Origin of the sequence: Nitrincola iocasae (genome assembly GCF_008727795.1) — a bacterium.
GTDB lineage: Bacteria > Pseudomonadota > Gammaproteobacteria > Pseudomonadales > Balneatricaceae > Nitrincola > Nitrincola iocasae.
In genome coordinates this window covers 1,190,166-1,208,747 of sequence record NZ_CP044222.1, presented here as the reverse complement: position 1 = coordinate 1,208,747, position 18,582 = coordinate 1,190,166, and the positions used below count along the sequence as shown (strand labels likewise).

Annotated in this window: 13 protein-coding genes; 4 read left to right on the top strand and 9 right to left on the bottom strand. The window is 51.1% G+C overall.

The window, feature by feature from the left end; all coding sequences use genetic code 11:
• Positions 1-31: 31 nt before the first annotated feature.
• The 3 genes from F5I99_RS05570 to yidD form a co-directional block, all read right to left on the bottom strand.
• Positions 32-2,257 carry a sodium:solute symporter family protein gene (locus F5I99_RS05570; protein WP_151054039.1) on the bottom strand — a complete coding sequence of 742 codons (2,226 nt, stop codon included), beginning with the start codon at positions 2,255-2,257 and terminating at the stop codon, positions 32-34.
• A gap of 79 nt (positions 2,258-2,336) precedes the next feature.
• Complete coding sequence (locus tag F5I99_RS05565; protein WP_151054038.1) at positions 2,337-3,734, bottom strand: PhoH family protein; 1,398 nt, start codon at positions 3,732-3,734, stop codon at positions 2,337-2,339.
• A 71-nt stretch (positions 3,735-3,805) separates the two neighbouring features.
• Positions 3,806-4,099 carry a membrane protein insertion efficiency factor YidD gene (yidD, locus tag F5I99_RS05560; RefSeq protein WP_151054037.1) on the bottom strand — a complete coding sequence of 98 codons (294 nt, stop codon included), beginning with the start codon at positions 4,097-4,099 and terminating at the stop codon, positions 3,806-3,808.
• A gap of 126 nt (positions 4,100-4,225) precedes the next feature.
• Here yidD and F5I99_RS05555 point away from each other — a divergent pair, with 126 nt between their 5' ends.
• Positions 4,226-4,798 carry a TIGR04211 family SH3 domain-containing protein gene (locus tag F5I99_RS05555; RefSeq protein ID WP_225307569.1) on the top strand — a complete coding sequence of 191 codons (573 nt, stop codon included), beginning with the start codon at positions 4,226-4,228 and terminating at the stop codon, positions 4,796-4,798.
• A 13-nt stretch (positions 4,799-4,811) separates the two neighbouring features.
• Here F5I99_RS05555 and F5I99_RS05550 read toward each other — a convergent pair whose 3' ends face one another.
• Positions 4,812-7,334, bottom strand: coding sequence for an EAL domain-containing protein (locus F5I99_RS05550; protein ID WP_151054036.1), 2,523 nt, complete (start codon positions 7,332-7,334; stop codon positions 4,812-4,814).
• Between the two features lie 244 nt (positions 7,335-7,578).
• Here F5I99_RS05550 and ptsP point away from each other — a divergent pair, with 244 nt between their 5' ends.
• Both ptsP and F5I99_RS05540 read left to right on the top strand, forming a co-directional pair.
• A complete protein-coding gene (ptsP, locus tag F5I99_RS05545; RefSeq protein ID WP_151054035.1) occupies positions 7,579-9,837 on the top strand; it encodes a phosphoenolpyruvate--protein phosphotransferase in 2,259 nt (752 codons plus the stop codon).
• Positions 9,838-10,069: 232 nt separating this feature from the next.
• Entirely contained in the window at positions 10,070-10,873 is an 804-nt protein-coding gene (locus tag F5I99_RS05540; RefSeq protein WP_151054034.1) for a response regulator, read from the top strand.
• Between the two features lie 59 nt (positions 10,874-10,932).
• Here F5I99_RS05540 and F5I99_RS05535 read toward each other — a convergent pair whose 3' ends face one another.
• From F5I99_RS05535 to F5I99_RS05515, 5 genes are all read right to left on the bottom strand, one after another.
• The gene (locus F5I99_RS05535; protein WP_151054033.1) at positions 10,933-12,729 is read right to left on the bottom strand and encodes a methyl-accepting chemotaxis protein; all 1,797 of its coding nucleotides are present in this window, start codon (positions 12,727-12,729) and stop codon (positions 10,933-10,935) included.
• A gap of 93 nt (positions 12,730-12,822) precedes the next feature.
• Positions 12,823-14,814, bottom strand: a complete 1,992-nt coding sequence (locus F5I99_RS05530) for a transglutaminase TgpA family protein (protein WP_151054032.1) — start codon at positions 14,812-14,814, stop codon at positions 12,823-12,825.
• Positions 14,811-15,728: a DUF58 domain-containing protein gene (locus F5I99_RS05525; protein WP_151054031.1), complete on the bottom strand. Its 918-nt coding sequence runs from the start codon at positions 15,726-15,728 to the stop codon at positions 14,811-14,813. Before F5I99_RS05525 ends, F5I99_RS05530 begins: the two co-directional genes overlap by 4 nt.
• A complete protein-coding gene (locus tag F5I99_RS05520; protein WP_225307568.1) occupies positions 15,728-16,663 on the bottom strand; it encodes an AAA family ATPase in 936 nt (311 codons plus the stop codon). Before F5I99_RS05520 ends, F5I99_RS05525 begins: the two co-directional genes overlap by 1 nt.
• A gap of 26 nt (positions 16,664-16,689) precedes the next feature.
• On the bottom strand, positions 16,690-17,682 hold the full coding sequence (locus F5I99_RS05515) for an NAD(P)/FAD-dependent oxidoreductase (RefSeq protein ID WP_151054030.1): 993 nt from the start codon (positions 17,680-17,682) through the stop codon (positions 16,690-16,692).
• A 287-nt stretch (positions 17,683-17,969) separates the two neighbouring features.
• Between F5I99_RS05515 and F5I99_RS05510 the strand changes: the two genes are divergently transcribed.
• Positions 17,970-18,431: an FKBP-type peptidyl-prolyl cis-trans isomerase gene (locus F5I99_RS05510; protein WP_151054029.1), complete on the top strand. Its 462-nt coding sequence runs from the start codon at positions 17,970-17,972 to the stop codon at positions 18,429-18,431.
• Positions 18,432-18,582: the final 151 nt, after the last annotated feature.

Genomic DNA, 18,582 nt, shown 5'->3' with positions numbered 1-18,582 from the left:
GTTACAAAATTGGTTAGTCTAGCCAGTTTCATCAGTGGCTGTTTTGCTCATCATCTGGGGGGGCTGCTTTATCGGGCAGATCAGTGACATTAACCAGACGGCGGCGCAAGCTGTCATTTTCAACTTTGAGTTTCTGTGCTTCCATTCGATGCTTAAAGATCTCTTCGTAGCGCACTTCCAGCCTGACTTCCAGTTCAGCGATACGCTTTTTCTGATCACTGATGGTGGTTTCCAACTCATCCAGCTGACTCTGCATCTGATCAAGGAACATATAACCACCACCCGCTTCATCGGTTGACTGGTCGACGCGCATCTGTCCTTGCAGTTCATTAACAATATGACTGTAAAGCGATTTCAAATCAGCCGCTTCACGTTCGTTGTAGTTGATGCGCTCTTCCATCGCCGTGTGCGCACTGGCCGAGCCAATAGAGCCGGCCAGCACATGCTCGAGCATGCGGTGAAACTCCATCAGCTCAATAATGGTCAGATAGGGTTTGCCACTGACCTGCAGGTCATCGGTAATACGCTGAATGGCGCCATCAGTTTTATCTGAGCCCAGATAGCGCACCAATAGATCATGTGCTTCCGTTAACTTGGGTTCCAGCGCTATATAGGCATCCAGTCCGGTGGGCCTGGCTTTGCCGGTTACTTTGCCTCTGGACAGCATCGCTGCCATAAACTCACGCGTCAGAGCACGTTCGTGTTTCTGCGGATGATAGAACCAGGACCCCAACAGATAGAGGAGTATATTAAACAGCATGGACCAGAAGACACTATGGATCAGTGGCGGCAGAAATCCCACGCCAAGAAAGGCTTCCGGACGTAGCCAACTGATCCCGAAAGGTCCCTGCGTCATAATGGCTGAAGGCAACCAGCCTTCAGCAATCATTGATGGAATGATCAGCGTCCAGCCCCACAAGATGTAACCGGCAAACAACCCGAGCATCGCGCCCATACTGTTACCATGACGCCAGAACATGCCAATAATAATTGAAGGAGCCAACTGCAGTACAGCGACAAAGGAGATCAACCCCATAGCAGAGAGGATGTAGGAGTTACTCAGCACCATAGCCAGCACATAACTGGACACCAGAATCAGAGCGGCTATAACCCAGCGAATCTGCAACAAATAGCCCTGTAAGGGTTCAAGAAAGCGCACTTTCCCGCACACCGGCAGTACCAGGTGGTTCGATGTCATCGTTGCCAGTGTCATGGTCGATATAATAATCATGCCGGTTGCTGCCGCAAAACCACCGATAAAGGCCAGCAAGGTTATCAGATCGTTACCCAGGTATTGCGGCACTTTGAGCACGAAGAAGTCGGCCGAGCCGATTGGCAACCCTATCTTGAGCCCTGCGGCAGCAATCGGAATCACGAACAGGTTTATCAGAATCAGGTAGAAGGGAAACATCCACATGGCTGTTTTGATGTGGCGCTGATCACTGCTTTCCACCACACTGACATGAAACTGACGCGGCAAAAACTGTACGGCAGAAAAACCCAGTATAATCAACGTAGTCCACATCAGCACGGAATGAGAGGGCTGTTGGAATTCAGTCAGGTAACTTAATTGCTCATCCTGAGCCAGCGCAAAGGCCAGTTCATTCAGATCACCGAATACTGCGCCGATGATAAAGACACCCACCACGCCCAGCGCGACCAGCTTGACTACACACTCTGCTACCAGCACCGCAATCATGCCACTGTGGCGTTCAGTTGGATCAAGGCGCCGGATACCAAACATAATGGTAAACGCCAGCATCATCAGCATCACCAGCAACCCTGTCACATCCCAGGCATCGCGTTCATGGCTACCGGTAATAATACTGAAACTGCTCACCACAGCGGTCAGTTGCAACGAGATGTATGGCGCAACCCCGCTGAGCGCCAGAATAGTCACCAAGGCGGCAATACGCTGTGAACGCCGATAACGAGTGGAGATAAAATCTGCAATACTGGTGATGCGAAAAACTTCCTTGACCGCCACCATGCGCCTGAGGGTTACCCACCAGAAGATGACACTCAACAAAGCACCCACATAGATACCCAGAAACAGCATTCCAGACTGGACGGCAAAGCCGACACTGCCGTAAAAAGTCCAGGAAGTGAAAAAAACCGCCAATGACAGTGCATAGACCCAACCGGGCATCAGGCTGCTGCTGCGAAAACGGGTACGCCGCTCAACCCAGACGGCAAGGCCAAACAGACACATCACATACAACAATATGATCAGGATAACAGTGTGGGCCGCAAACATCCCGCTTTCCTCAGGGAGCTGGCGGTGCTAACGATAGGATCGCCGCCCGCTCAACTCAGATAGGTAGTTACAAAAATAGTTACAAATGCTCTTCAGCATATTCCGCCAGGCGTGAACGAAACACTCCTTCGAAATGCACACTGGCAGAGCCTTCAAAATCACGAAAACGTTCAACAATATAGGTCAGACCCGATGTCAGTGGCGTCAGGTAATTGGAATCAATTTGTGCCAGATTACCCAGACACACAATCTTGGTGCCCTTGCCGCAACGCGTGATTATAGTTTTAAGTTGTTGAGGTGTCAGGTTTTGCGCTTCATCAATTAACACCACGGCTTTTTGAATACTGCGACCACGGATAAAGTTAAGTGATTTGAACTGCAGGTTGGCTTTCTCCAGTGCATATTTCACACTACTTTGCGGACGCTCATCCTGTTCGTGCATCGCTTCCAGGTTATCGCTGATGGCACTCATCCAGGGGGTCATTTTCTCTTCTTCGGTGCCGGGCAAAAAACCGATATCTTCGGCCACAGGCGGTGTAGAACGTGTCACGATAATTTTGTTGAACTGCCCCTGCTCGATGACCATTTCCAGCGCGCAAGCCAGTGCAATCAAGGTTTTACCTGAACCGGCAGAACCCAGGAACATGCTCAAGTCCAGGTCCGGATCCAGCATTGATTGCATCGCAAACGCCTGCTGAATGTTGATGGGTGAAATACCCCAGCAACACTGATCCATCAGATGCTGATAGCCCAGATCCAGCAGCGTCACGGTGGTTTCATCAATCGCCACTGTACGTGCAGCAAACTCCTGTGTGCTGTCATACAGATATTCATTCATCCAGGTATCAGGCAACAGGCTTTTGTCCAGCTTATGATAGGTTTTACCATCACGTTGAAAACTCTCAACCTTTTCGACTTGCTCCCAGAAAGGCTGCTCCAGGAAGGTGTAACCCTCTGGCAACAGCTCTACGTCTGATACCAACTGATCGGTACGGTAATCCTCAACACGCTTTAATCCAGCCCCCATCGCTTTGAGGCGCATATTGATGTCTTTTGTGACCAATACAACCTGACGATGCGGAAAAGTTGCCTGCAGGTGCAAGGCACAGTTAATGATCTTGTTGTCTTTGTTGCGTTCATCGGGCAAAAATCCCGCCCGGGTTGTCAGCTCATGATCGGGGAAAATGCTCAGGCGTCCGAGCTTTTCCTGGCGGTCTTTGCCCGGCAACAGTATGCGCACCCCTTTGGTAATCTGTTCCGGGGTGGTTGCCGTGCTGAGAATAGCATCAATCGAGCGAATGGCATGTCGGGCTTCCTGAGACACATGCTGTTTACGATCCTTGATATCGTCCAGCTCTTCCAACACGGTCATGGGGATAGCGACATCCTGTTCCTTGAACTCATATAAGCACTTGGGATCATGCAACAGTACGTTGGTATCAAGGATATAAAGACGGGAGGCTTTGGATGCATTCATCTGCTTTTTTCCTTTGCGGAGAATTTTATTTTAAACTAGCTGATCCAGCGCCGTTTAACAACAGGCAGGGGTTACGCAGGCGGATCATTTTTCAGCTTTTTTTCTTTATCCGGGGGTGGGTGAGCACAACAGGCGGGCGGAACAGGGTCGTAGCCACCTTCGCGTAAGGGGTGGCAACGCAACACCCGGCGAATCCCCAGATACGCGCCTTTAACAGGCCCATGCACCTGAATAGCTTCAATCATATAAGCTGAGCAGGTCGGTTCATAGCGACAACTGGGTGGCAGCATCGGGCTGATGAAATACTGATAAAATTTAACCAGCAGAATCAGTAACCGACCCAGCATTCGACGAAGCCACTGCATACCCTCTCTCCTGAACAAGCAAACTCTTATTTTACCCGGTTTCGGCATGATTTTCTGCCTCGGACTGGTCATCGTCGCTTCAATCCGTACAATGGGTCTATTTCGAGATAAGCAAACAAGAGTTTTATGATGAAAAAACAACTCAGTCTGTCTCTGCTACTGGCATTTTCAGCGCCAGTATTTGCGCAGGAAGCAGCACATATTGCTGATGATGTGTATGTTTTCACTCACGGCGGCCCCAGCAATCAATACCGCATTAATGGCCGGGTCAACAGTGGCGAACCGGTCACCATATTAGATAGACAGAACCAATATATAGAAATCCGTACCGAATCCGGTCGTACCAGTTGGGTACCAGCTGAATTTGTCGCCACAGGTGAAAGCAAGCTCAGCCAACTGCCGGCACTGGAGACAGCACTGACGGAAAGCCGCGAGCGTATTACTCAGCAGGATCAGGAAATTGCTGACCTCAACAGTCAGTTATCCAACGTATCCAGTAGTAATACAGAGTTTGTAAATCAGGTGGAAGGACTGCAACAGGAAATTCAACGCCTGGAGTCCGAAATTTCCAATATGGATCAGAGCAACCTGATTCGCTGGCTGACGCATGGTGGACTGGTTGCACTGGGTGGTGTGATACTGGGTTTACTGGTGCCTTATCTACCCAAACGTCGTAAGCGCCGGGATGACTGGTTTTAACCTGTCATCGCAGTTACTTAAGACTCAACGTATTGGCCTTTAACCAGGGAGTTAATGACTCTTCTGGTTGGGGCCGACTGAGGAAAAATCCCTGCGCCTGATCGCAGCCCATGCGCTTAAGCAGTACCAGCTGTTCACGTGTTTCCACACCTTCAGCAATCACTTCAAAATCCATTGCATGGGCCATGGCTATCATCGCCTCAACCAAGCGCCGATCCTTCTCAGAATTTTCGATATTCTGGATAAAGCTCAGGTCTATTTTCAACTGACTGAGGGCCATGGTTCGCACATAGTTCAGGCTGGAATACCCTGTTCCAAAATCATCAATGGCCACGCCGACCCCCAGCTTTAGCAACTCACTGATCGCGGAGCGGGTTTTATCGGCCGAATGCATAAAGCTGGTTTCAGTCAACTCAATACTGAAATGATCAGGTGACAAGTTGTAGCGGTTCAGCAGACTGATGACCCGCCCGGCAACATTACCTCGTTGAAACTGACGCGCTGACACATTCACGCCGACATTCACGGCTAATCCCTGTTGTTGCCAGGCAGCGCCTTGCTTGACCGCCATCAACATGACCCAGTCACCAATCTGATCAATCAGCCCCATATCTTCTGCCAGCGGAATAAAATCGCTGGGAGATACCTCGCCCAGCTCCGCACTGAACCAACGTAGCAGAGCTTCCACACCCTTGACCCTGCCGGTTTTCAGACACACCTTCGGCTGGTAAAACAGTCGAAATTCATCTTTTTCCAGCGCACCCTGCAGCATGGTGGTGAGCTGAAAACGAGAGCGCGACTGTTGATCCAGAGCCGGAGAGAAAAAATGGTAACTGTTGCGTCCCAGATTTTTAGCTTCATGCATCGCCGCATCAGCACAACGCAGCAGATCCTCTGTATCAGCGGCGTCACCAGGGTACATGGCAATACCGATACTGGCCGTCAGCCGTATCTCTGTATCATTGATCAGTACCGGCGCGGAAATAACCTTGGTCAAACGGTCCAGAAACAAGGGTAACTCGTCAGGACTGTCCAGCCCGGTCATGATGATACTGAACTCATCACCACCCGGACGTGCCGCTGTATCAGCATCGCCCAGCGTATCTTCGATACGCCGCGCCACTTCTTTAAGCACCAGGTCACCTTCACTCTGGCCAAAGCGATCATTGATGGATTTGAACCAGTCCAGATCCATATTGACCAAGGCGACAATATTGTCATGATCACCGGCATAGGTCAGGGCATTATGCAAACGGTCAATGAACAAGCGTCTATTCGCCAGATGGGTGACTTCATCAAAATAGGACATTTTGTTGATGCGCGCTTCAGAGCGTTTGATTTCTGTCAGATCGTGAAAAATAGCCGCATACTGAATCACTTCACCCTGCTCACTTTCAATAGCAGTAATACTCAGCCATTCCGGATAGACGCGTCCATCCTTGTTGCGATTCCAGATTTCACCCTGCCAGCGCCCTTTACGCTGTAACTGATCCCACATGCGGCTGTAGAAGGCTTTATCATGGCGACCAGAACTTAAGATACTCGGATTAGAGCCGATCACTTCCCAATCCTGGTAGCCGGTGATCTGGGTAAACGCCGGGTTCACACTCTGAATATTGCCTTCGGCGTTACAAATCACGATACCTTCCATGGATGAATCAATCACTTTTTCAATAATACGCAAGTGATTTCGGGTTTCATTCAAGCGGTAACTACGATCATTAAGCAGCTCACGCAGTCGGAAAATATAATCCAGTTCGACGTTACGCAGAATATCCGAATAGGATGCCAGCCCAATCACTTCGCTCTGGTCATTCAGCACCCCAAGGTGGCGAAAGCCATGTTTGCGGAAATGCCGCCGGGCATTGAACAAACTGACCGAGCCGGGAACACTGATGAGTTTTTTGAAGGTGAACTCGTACAGGGGCTTATCCAGCTCATTCGATGAAGCTGCGATCAAACGAATAATGTCAGTTTCAGTAATGATTTTAAGCTCACCATTGAGCCCATCAATCAATGCGGCGGTGTGTCCGGCCGAGCGGATACGCTCAACCGTCAGACGTAACGAGCAGTTATCTGGAAAACGCATAGGATTATGATTACACACGTCATAAACTGAGCGCATGAACAGATCATGCTCCAGTCCGTGACTGTTGACGATATCACTTTCGCTGACAACACCAATCAACTCACCCTGATCATCCACCACCACCGCATGGCGTATATGACCAGACATCAGTTCAATACCCAGCTCATCAATACCCGCGTCTGCGGTAATAGTAATCAGGGGCGTTGACATGACCTGCTCAGCCGTCACGCCAGCCTCACTGTTGTCAGGGGTTAGCCGCATGGCGTCACGCCGGGTCAATATGCCAACAGGGGTTTGCCCATTACAAACGACCACAGAACCTATATTATATTCAGCCATAAGGCGAATGGCGGACAATACGTCTTCGCGCTGCTGACAGGTGACGACATCCTGACGGCAGATATCCATTACTTTGAGAGCGTGTGAACGCTTGAGTTTACTATTCATGGATACTTGATTGACCAACCATACGCTGTGAGAGTGGGATGTTGAGATGAATTATCATATACAATCTCATTTTAGCAGGTAAGATTAAAACACACCAACTCGCCGTAACGCTGCAGAGGATATTTCTCTAGAATATGTCGTTTCGGTACTATATTAAAAAAATTTAATGCGCACACATTGTCGAGTTCAAACAAGTATGCAAATATCAGCCCAACAGCAAACAATTGTTTAACGGATATTCAAGATGCCTTCATCACTGACTGATCTAACCTCTCTGGTCGACACCATTGCCCGCACCCAAGACCCGGAAGCGATGATGGATACCATTGTTGGCCGCCTCAGTGAGCTGATGCAATCCAGTGTCTGCAGCTTGTATTTATGCAATCCTCAGCAGGACACACTGATTCTGGCTGCTACGCGCGGTTTGGCGCCGAATGCAGTCGGCCAGGTACGACTGAGTCTGAATGAAGGGCTGGTCGGGCATATTGCCGCCAGTCTGAGCACATTGAATATCGCCGATGCACCGGCGGATGACCGTTTTGTGTATATTCCCGAAACTCATGAGCAGTCGTACCGCAGCTTTATGGGTGTTCCCCTGATTCACCTGCGTCGTTTGATTGGGGTGCTGGTAGTCCAGGATCAGGATGAAGGCCGCTACAGTGACGAGGAAGAGGCCTTTCTGATTACCGTCGCTTCACAGCTTGCCGGGACCTTGCATCTGCTGCAGCGCAGTGGCAGTTGGCTACAACAGGAAGCCGCTCTGTCTTACAAGCGCTTCAGCGGTATTCGCAGTGCGGCTGGAATAGGCATCGGCCGACTCTGGATAATAGATCCGCACATGACTCTGGATCAGGTCAAAGCGGGAATCAACAGTGACCCGGTAGAGGAAAAAAGTGAATTTCACCAAGCGATTGAGTGGCTTGAAGAGGATCTGGAGAATCGCTCCGGTAAGATAGGTCATCACCTGCCAGGCGATCTGAACGCCCTGTTCAGCGTTTACCAGATGATGCTAAAAAGTCCGGAACTGGTCAAAGGTGTGGAAACCCTTATTGATCGGGGCGACAGTGCAGCCTGGGCGTTACGTCAGGTCATCGAGCAGATGGCCGCCACCTTCGATCAGTCAAACGACCCCTACCTGAAAGCCCGCAGTGAAGACATCACCAACATAGGTCAACGCTTACTCAACGAGTTGCTGCAGCACGAGCGCCAGGTAACCGAAACACCTGATGAGCCGCTGATACTGACCGGGGAGCTGGTCAACATCACCGATCTGGCCGAGTTTCCACTGCAACGCATCCATGGCATTGTCTGTACGTCGGGTTCGGCGCTGTCGCACACATCTATTCTGGCCAATGCTCTGGGCATCCCGGCCGTCATGGGTGTCGAAGGCCTGAAACCGGAACAGTACCGGGGTCAACGGATTATTGTAGACGGTAACCGCGGTGAATGTACCATCAATCCACCCGATGTGCTCTGTCGCGAATACCGACGCATGATTGCGGATGAAAAACGCTTTATTCAAGGCCTGGAGCGCTTGCGTTACGAACCAGCTCAGACTCTGGACGGCTTTCGCGTCAATCTGCTCACCAATACCGGCCTGCTGGCGGATGCCACCCCGGGACTTGAGCGCGGTGCAGAAGGCGTTGGGCTTTACCGTTCTGAAATTCCATTTATGGTGCATCAAAGCTTTCCCACCGAGGAAGAGCAGTTCCGTATCTATCAGAAAGTACTTGCCGCCTATGCCCCTCTGCCGGTATCCATGCGCACGCTGGATATAGGAGGCGACAAACAACTCCCCTACTTCGAAATGAGTGAGCAGAATCCTTACCTGGGCTGGCGGGGCATACGTTTTACTCTGGACAACACCCAACTGCTGATCACTCAGATTCGCGCCATGCTCCGAGCCGATGTCGGCAACGACAACCTGCAATTGCTGGTACCCATGGTCAGCCGTGTCGATGAAATGTCCAGCTTCCGCAGTCATGTCGAAAAGGCCGTTGCGGATCTGAGTAAAGAAGGCATCAAAGTACGCTTACCGCGTATCGGCATGATGATTGAAGTGCCTTCGGCCATGCTGTTACTGCCTAAGCTGGCCCCCTGGGTCGATTTTGTCTCTATCGGCTCTAATGATCTGACCCAATACTTGTTGGCCGTTGACCGCAACAACCCCCGCGTATCCGCCCTGTTTGACCACCTGCATCCAGCGGTGCTGAATGCACTGGCACAGATATATACGCAGTGTAGTCGTCTGAATTTACCGGTTTCCGTATGCGGTGAAATGGCCTCTGACCCGGTTGCTGTATTAGTCTTGCTGGCACTGGGCTACAACAGCATCAGTCTAAGCGCTTATAATATACCCAGAATTAAGTTGCTGATCCGCTCTGTTAATCGTGAAGATCTAGAGCCGCTATTGATCCAGGCAATGGATTGTATACATGAAGAAGAGATACGCGCCTTGTTTCGTCCATTAGTAGAGAAGGCTCTTAGCAGTCCGACAGGATAAGCATTGAAAGGTAATAGAAAAAGGCCGCCTCATTTGAGGCGGCCTTGAAAGCAAACTTTGTTGAAATGATGAAGAGACCCGAACTAATCCTGCTCGGGATACTAGTTAAACGCTACGCGACTTAACCTTAGCTGAACAAAACTGAATGCGTGTCAATCCAACCTATTCAGTGTTGCATTCTGCGCTCGGTCGGGTATAACTGACACCATCTAACTGTTTTGAGTGTAACACAATGGAATTGCAAGAACTTCTGATATTAGTGATCGAGCCCTCGCGGATGCAGCGCAATATTATTACCAACCATTTGCGCTCACTGGGTGTTCAGGCTATAGAAGAATTCAGTGATGCCAGCGAAGCACTGGAGCGTATGCGCAGTATCACCCCGGATATTGTCATGTCAGCCATGCACCTACCGGACATGACCGGTTCAGAGCTGGTGGGTGAAATGCGTAAGGTCGCCGGGCTGGATGAAGTGGTATTTTTTCTGATTTCTTCCGAAACCCTGTACCGTTACCTGGAACCGATTCGTCAGTCTGGTGCGGCAACCATACTGCCTAAACCCTTTGATCCGGAAGAGTTACGCAAGGCATTGTTAAGCGCCGTGGAGTATGTCGATGATCGACAGAATGCCGATGAAGATCACGATGATGCCTTTGAAGATCTTTGGGTACTGGTGGTGGATGACAGTAAAATGTCACGCCGTTACCTGAGCCGCATCCTCACTTCACTGGGTGTGGTTAACCAGCGTGAAGCCAAAGATGGTGCTGAAGCGTTACAGGTTCTTAAAAACCAGCGCTTTGATCTGGTTATTACTGACTATAACATGCCCAATATCGATGGTTTGGAGCTGGTTCAGCATATTCGCCAATATACCGATCAGCCTGCCGTGCCGGTCTTGGTAGTCACCTCAGAGCAGGATGAAGAACCCCTCATATCCTTCAAACAAGTTGGCGTTACTGCCATCTGCCGTAAACCCCTGTCCTACCACTCGCTCAAGCAGTTACTGAAACATCTGATCGTAGATCAAACGATCTGACTGCAATGCAAGCAGTCCAGGACACACACTCAATCTTGTCCTGGACTGCTTACTTACCATCACTTTTCATCAAGCAGACAGCGCGGCTCGAAGCCCATAATCAAAGCCCCCCAATGCTTTCCGTTGATATACAGCGGAATGGAAAGATCATTGAGTATTTCACCGGTATCACGAATATAGGTTTGCAGCAAAAATGCTTTCTGGTGAGAACAGCGACGCTTCTCCTGACGGTTGGCCTTGAAGAAACGGCGATGGCGACTCTGCAGCAGGTCTTTTTGCACATCTCCGGTTAACGCTTTGCTCACCTTGGTATGATGTGCAGGCGCATAGCCATTTTTATCTACGGCGATGGCATAAATAAATTCCGGACGCTCACTGATAAAGCCATCGAAAAGCGGTTGTAACATGTGCTCAAACTTATCAGTATAACTGAGGTTGAACTTTTCCGGTTCCTGTCCGGGGTTAGTGCGCTGATAACTCTGATCAAACAGGTTAACCCCTTGTTCATTCAGAGTTTCCATACACTCCATGATTTTTCTGGACCACTCGAACCCGGTCTGGGTCATGTTTTCAAACCCGCCCCGACCGATCAGGAAGTGCGATAACAGCTCCTGTGTGGTTTCGGTTGCCTTTTCCAGATCACCGGAATAGGTTTTCGAACGCTCCATATCCTGTTTCATTTCCACCGACAGATCGGTGATCTGACAGACATGGTCATGCGACTCTTTATTAGTGTAAGACAGTTCTTCAATCGCCGCAGAGATACCGGTCAGTTGGTGATTAATATCTTCAAAATCAGATACCAGCTTAACAAACTGGTCACTGGTGGCATCGATAAAGGTCTCGGTATTTTCAATGTATTCCAGAATAGTCACGGCACTGGATTGGGTATTACTCACCAGCGAGCTCATTTCGTTGATATTGGTATCGATTTGAGCCGTAGCCACACTGACCTTCTGTGACAGATTGCGGACCTCATCAGCCACTACTGCAAACCCACGACCCGCCTCTCCGGCACGTGCAGCCTCAATAGACGCATTCAACGCTAACAGGTTGGTCTGGTCAGAAAAATCCTTGACCATCGTCAGAATACCCATGACGTTGCCAGAATTTTCACTAAGCTTCTGTACGGTATCCTGAAAGCGTGTAGCCAGCTCGCGCACCGCTTTAACCTGCACAAGGACCTTGTGCAGTTCCTGGCTGGAATTACGAATTTCCTGCATATTGCTGCCAGTCTGACTACTGATCAACTGTGTGTTTCCAGCAATCTCGTCAATCGCCTGAGAGGCCTGCGAACTGGACTGAAACACCATCTGTGCCCGCTCTTCCTGGCGACTGGATGATTGACTGGCTTCATTAACAGTTTTCTGCAACCGGGTTGAACTCAGCGCCACACTCACCGAGTGACGCCGGGTTTCCTCAATCATGGCGCGCAGCTGATCAGTAAAATCATTATAGCTTCGTGCCATATCAGAAATTTCATCATGAGTATAAGCTGGCAATGTAGCGGAGATATCGCCTTCTTTTTCCCGAATGGCACGCAATACGTCGGTAATCTCCCGAATCGGCTTCAAAAACAAATGACGCATGAAGAAGATCGTGAACACCCCGGCCAGTAATGCCAGTGTAATGGTTGCACTGGCAGCAAACAGCAGCGAATCCAGACCAGAAAGCAATTGCTGCTCCAGTGCCGCGGATAGCTGCAATGACTTGATCATATCGATGAACTGCCCGGCGTAGTAACCGCCAACGGCAATCAGCAAAAGATGCGGAGCCAATAAAAAGAGCACATTACCAGTGATTTTTTTGGTCAATGAGTTAAAAAATGTTTTTTCGACAGTTTTATACAGGCTCATTCTAATCTCTTGTAATTATTGTTTAACCTCCCCTACTATAAAACAGAAAGGCAGATACAACCACTCTGTTGCTTACGACCTTAGACGAAATAGCTATTTATAAGCACGTTTGTATCTGTTTACGTACTTTTGCGCCATGTCCAGGCAGATCATGACTTGCCGCCTGGCCTTAACCTCATTCACCGACTGATACCTTAACGCCGCATAGGCCTCAGCTACCGGCCTTAGCTGCTCAGCCAATAATGGATCAGCTTGAGCAATCCGTGTCACCAACCCGGACAAAGTCTCTTCCGGCTGGCGTTGGAAGCCTCTGTTTGCCAGCGTTTTCAGCAGTATCTGCAAGCGCTTCTGCAGAGGGTCCATGCGTGTCTTACTGCGTAACAAGCGCCAGGCCAGCCAGCTTATGATCAACGCACCGGGAAGCAACAACGCCAGCGCCATCTTCAGTGGCGTCAATTCTCCCAACCAGTCCTGTAACACATTCTGTTGCTGATCATGGTAATTAAGCACCCAGCGCTGCCAGGCAAAGTTCAAAGAGTCATAGTACATCCGTGCCTGTAGCAACCAACCCTGGCGTGCCAAACGCAAGGCTGACAAGGGTGAATCCGCCAGAAAACCCGCCTGTCCGCTGAACAGCTGATCAGCACTCTGCTCAATACGCTCAGGCGCCACGGCGGCGGTTGGATCCAAACGCACCCAGCCCTGGTTGTCTAACCAAACCTCGACCCAGGCATGGGCATCATACTGACGCAGCGTCAGGTAGTTCTGGTTCGCATTCCACTCGCCGCCTTGATAACCGGTAACCACGCGTGCCGGCATCCCGGCAGCTCTGAGCATAAACGCCGCCGCACTGGCAAAGTGCTCACAAAACCCCTGCTGTGTCTCAAACAGAAAATCATCCACGCTATGCCGCCCTAACGCAGCAGGCTCCAGCGTATAGATAAAAGAGGCGTTAAAATAGCCAAACAGTTGATCGATAAACGCCGCCGTATCAGCGTTACTGGCTTGCCACCATTGCTCAGCCAGATCACGACTACGCGGATTCGCCTGACGTGGAAGACGAGTATAATAGTCATGCGCCTCACTGCTCAGTTGCGGAGACAATTGATAGGCAGGCACGGAGCTAAGCGGGTACTGTACCCGTTGCATCACTTCACTGGATGCCAGCAGCGTACGTTGAGCAGTCATTTCAGCTTGAGGTGGAGGAGATGTCGGCATATCCAGGGCAAACTGCCAACGTCGTCCACTCGGTTCCTGCACAATTTCATAACTAATCGGTTCAGCTAAAGCAATCAAAGGTTCACGCTCGACCGCTCTGAACCTGCCGGGTGTCCATTCACGGCCGTCAAACGCGCTGAGTACCAACACCCGCCAGTAGCGCAAAGATGCTGGCGGCGGTTGATCGGCAAATACCGCCCGAAATGCCAATTCACCGGAACGGGTTAGCTGACTGATATCACCAGGCGACATGGATTCAGACAGACCGGTCCGTGCTGCCGATCTATCCAACTCAACCGACCAAAGTGGTCCGATGCGCGGAAACAGGAAAAACAATACCAGCATCAATGGCAAGGCCGGGCCCAGCATTTTTACCGACAGCTTTAATGGCCGCCGCATATCTTCACGTAGAGGGTCCTGCCAGATACTATTCAAGGCCGCCACAACCACCACGACGGTCAGCAGGATCACCAGCGCCATTGCCATCCCCTGCTCAAACAGAAAGGTCGTAGCGGCAACAAACAAAGCCACATACAACAGCACTAACGCATCACGTCGCCGGTAGATTTCCAGTAGTTTTAGTGCCAGGCCGATAATTAGCAAAGCCGCCATGGCGTTGAGACTGGCATCACGGTTAAAACTCAGCAGCAACCCGGCTGCTGCACCAATCACCAGTACCAGGCGCAGGCTCCAGTGCGGAAACGACCAACGGCCACTGTGAATCATCAGGCGCGCGGCAACACAAACAGCACAGATCACCATGACCCAGACAGGTAGCCAACCCACATGCGGGATCACCACGGCAGCAAATGCCAGTAATTGCCAGATAACTGCTGAACGGCTGATTTTTTCGATGCCCGCTTTCATGCTTGTTCCACCCCGAATAACGCCAGCGACTTTAGCACCTGCTGGCGATGGGCTTCACCCCGCGAAGGCTCCAGGACTGTTCCCGGCAAGCGCAAACCAAAGGGCCGCTCATCCCGACTCAGCTTCAATGCCCAGTAACACAGTCGCGACAGGCGTATTTCCGGATCGGCCTCGGGCCAGCTATCATAATCCAGCCAGATATTCAGATCTTGACGGGAGGCATAGCGCTTTGCATGCAGGCCCTGTCCCCGTGCAAATACCTTCCAGGCGATATGGTTGGGCGACATCCCCGCTTGAAAACGTTGCAAGCCGCTGAAATCATCACTGCCAGCTTGCTCTGCTATCACACCTTGACCATCAGCCCCCGCCGTTGCTGGCAGGACACCACCCATTTCGGGCATCGGATAAACCAATGCCTTGCCATTTACTGACTGGTAACACCAGCATCTAAACAAACCTAAAGGAAAAACTGTCTGCAAACGAATTTTCGGCGCTACACACCACCCTCGACGCTGTGTCGGCAAAGCCAGTTCAACCCGCACTTGCCTGGTATTAAGCAGATCAGCCGCCACAGGTATGGCTTCCGGCCAACGCAACTCTATTTGTTGATGCTCACGGTCACCTGCAGTGCTTAACTGCAAGGTAAACCCGGCTGACTCACCGGCAAAGCAGGGGTGAGCTCCAACACAAGCCACCTGCACACCCGCGAGGTTACTATAGGTATAAAGGATGGCAATAATCATCAAAGCGCTGAGGAGAAACGTCAGGGCAAAGGTCAGGTTGTTCTCAAAATTAATCGATAGTAACAACAGCAACACCAGCAACAGTATAAAGCCCCCGCCCGCCCGCGTAGGCAGAATATAAAGCTTACCCGTTCGCTGCAGAGACAACCACTCAGGCCTACGCATAGTCATTAGCGCGCCATAACATCGACCTGAGCGAGCAACTCTGTTACCAGTCTGACCGAGGTATGACCGGCCATATCTTCGGCAGGTCGTACCCGGTGACCAATGACCGGTTCGAGAACGCTCTGAACATCTTCAGGTACCACATGCTCACGGTCATGCAGCCAGGCCCAGCAACGCGCGCAACGCAACAAAGCCAGCGCCCCGCGTGGCGATACCCCATAGCTGAAACCTGAACCTTCGCGGGTATATTGAACCAGACGCTGTACATAACTGATCAAGTCAGCAGAAGCGTGCACCGCCTGGCAGGCACGCTGTGCTTCAACCAGCTGTGCCGGTGACAGGATCGCCTTGACCGAACCACGACGATCCAGGGTTCCACCACGCATCAGCAGCTCACGCTCAGCCTCTGGACTCGGATAGCCGAGGTTTATCCGCATCAAAAAACGGTCCAGTTGCGACTCTGGTAAAGGAAAGGTGCCGAACTGAGTCAGTGGATTCTGTGTTGCAATGACAAAAAAAGGTTCGGGCAGCGCACGGGTTTCACCATCCTGAGTCACCTGACGCTCTTCCATGGCTTCCAGCAATGCACTCTGGGTTTTAGGCGTGGTACGGTTAATCTCATCAGCGAGTAACAACTGCGTAAATATAGGCCCCGGATGAAACACAAACGCCCCACTGGCCGCATCAAAAACCGACACGCCCAGAATATCGGCTGGCAACATATCACTGGTGAACTGTATACGGGTATCCGCCAGGTCAAACACACTGGCCAGCGCATGTGCCAAGGTTGTTTTCCCCATACCGGGGAGGTCTTCTATCAATAAATGTCCGCCTGATAGCAGACAGGTTACGGCTAGGCGGATCTGCTGAGGTTTACCCAGAATCACCTGTTCCAATTGACTGCAGGCCTGCTGTACCTGTTTAACCAGTGTGTCAGCCACTCGTTGCTCCTTATTGCAGATAGGCTTCAGGGATTAGATGACAATATCATTCGCGCCAACTCAGTACCACTTTGCCAGGCCGCCTCCACCCCGCCGCCAGCAACCCAGTCGCCACAAACGCCGATAGCCGCATCGGCATCCCAGAGCGCAACACTTGATTCAGTCGAAACGGCGTTGCAGTATAACCAGCGATGTACACGATGAGCTTTGACAACCAGCGGATCGCCCGTCAGTGCAACCAGCGCGGCAACCTGCTCATTCATGACTGTGTCGGCACTCAGGTTCAAATAGGCTTCACTCCACTGGCGACTGGCCTGCAGTGTCCAGACTTCGCCAGAGCGTCCAGGTTTACTGCTGTCTCGCAATACCCGCTGCAGTTCAGGGTGTTCACCTTCAATCAGGTCAGTTTGTGCCAAGGCTTCTGGGCGAGTTTCCAACAACAGCGAAACAATCCAGGCCGGTTGCATCTGTACCGTTTCAGCACGGGCCTGGAAGCGATGAACCGCATCTAGCAGCGGCGCGGCCTGAGGTGCAGGAGCCGCCACCACAACCTGGTCAAAATGGCCCAGCATATCGGCTGACTCATCCCGCAACAACACTCCATTTTTATCCGGCCAGACCACACTGACCCGGGTTTCTGTACGCAACTGAATTTTTGTAGCCAAGGCGCGCGTGATCGCACTGGAGCGTGGCGTCCCAACCCAGAGTTCGCGTGCCGGGTTCACCTGCGCCGCTGACAAGGAAAAATCACTTTCGCGCGGTTGCCAGCGCTGCACCTGAGTTTTATGGGTTTCCAACCACTGACAGAAATCTGGTTGCCGGGTTTCAATATAGGGAATACCCAGGTCAGTCGTCAGTCCATCCAGCCGCGACGAGGCCAGTCGACCACCCGTTCCCCGGCTTTTTTCAAATACTGTCACAGCATAGCCAGCCTCGGCCAGCAACGCCGCACAACGCAACCCGGATAACCCGGCTCCTATAACAGCCAATCGCGGCTGTTCACTCACATTATTACGCATCAATACTCTCCATCAGATAGGTCTGTCTTCCATAAAATAGTAATTTGGTTACGCACTTATGAAGAATTCCGATTAACCTGGCCTTGCAGATAAAAAAATCTGATCAGTTCCAGCATCGACTGTTTAAATATAATAGGATCTATTTAACATCAACTAGTTAAGCTTTAAAAGCCTGCAAGATTTGCCACTAAAAAATAGCCTCCACTTAACTTTGTCTTGACACAGGCGGTTGCAAGGCAAAGTCGGGATAGTTAGCATGACCGGCTAAATCAAACAGGAGAGCACAGATGCAGATCGATCAAAACACCGTAGTTTCCATTCATTACACCCTGACTAACAGCGAAGGCAATGTAATGGACAGCTCTGTAGGGCAGGAGCCTCTGGCCTATCTGCATGGTGCCAGCAACATCATCCCAGGCCTGGAAAATGCCCTGACAGGTAAAGCGGCCGGTGACACCCTGGCGGTAACTGTTGATCCAGAGCAGGGTTATGGTGAAGTACGTGAAGAGATGATCCAGGCTGTTGAGCGCAGCAACTTTGCCGGTGTCGACGAAATTGAAGTCGGCATGCAGTTTATGGCCCAGACCCCTTGGGGCGAGCAGCCTGTTACCGTTGTCGGTATCGAAGGTGACAGCGTGACCCTGGATGGCAACCACCCGCTGGCGGGCCAGACACTGAAGTTTGATGTCGAAGTTGTCGAAGTACGCAGTGCCACAGAGGAAGAAGTTACCGCCGGTTCACCGCAGTAATTGTTTTATTCGCCCGGAGACCGGGCTCCTACGACTTGTAGGAGCTCACTGTAGGAGCTCGCTGTGGGAGCTCACTCTGTGAGCGAATAGGTTTAATCGCCCGGAGACCGGGCTCCCACAGACCGGGCTCCTACAGAGAGGATAACCTTAT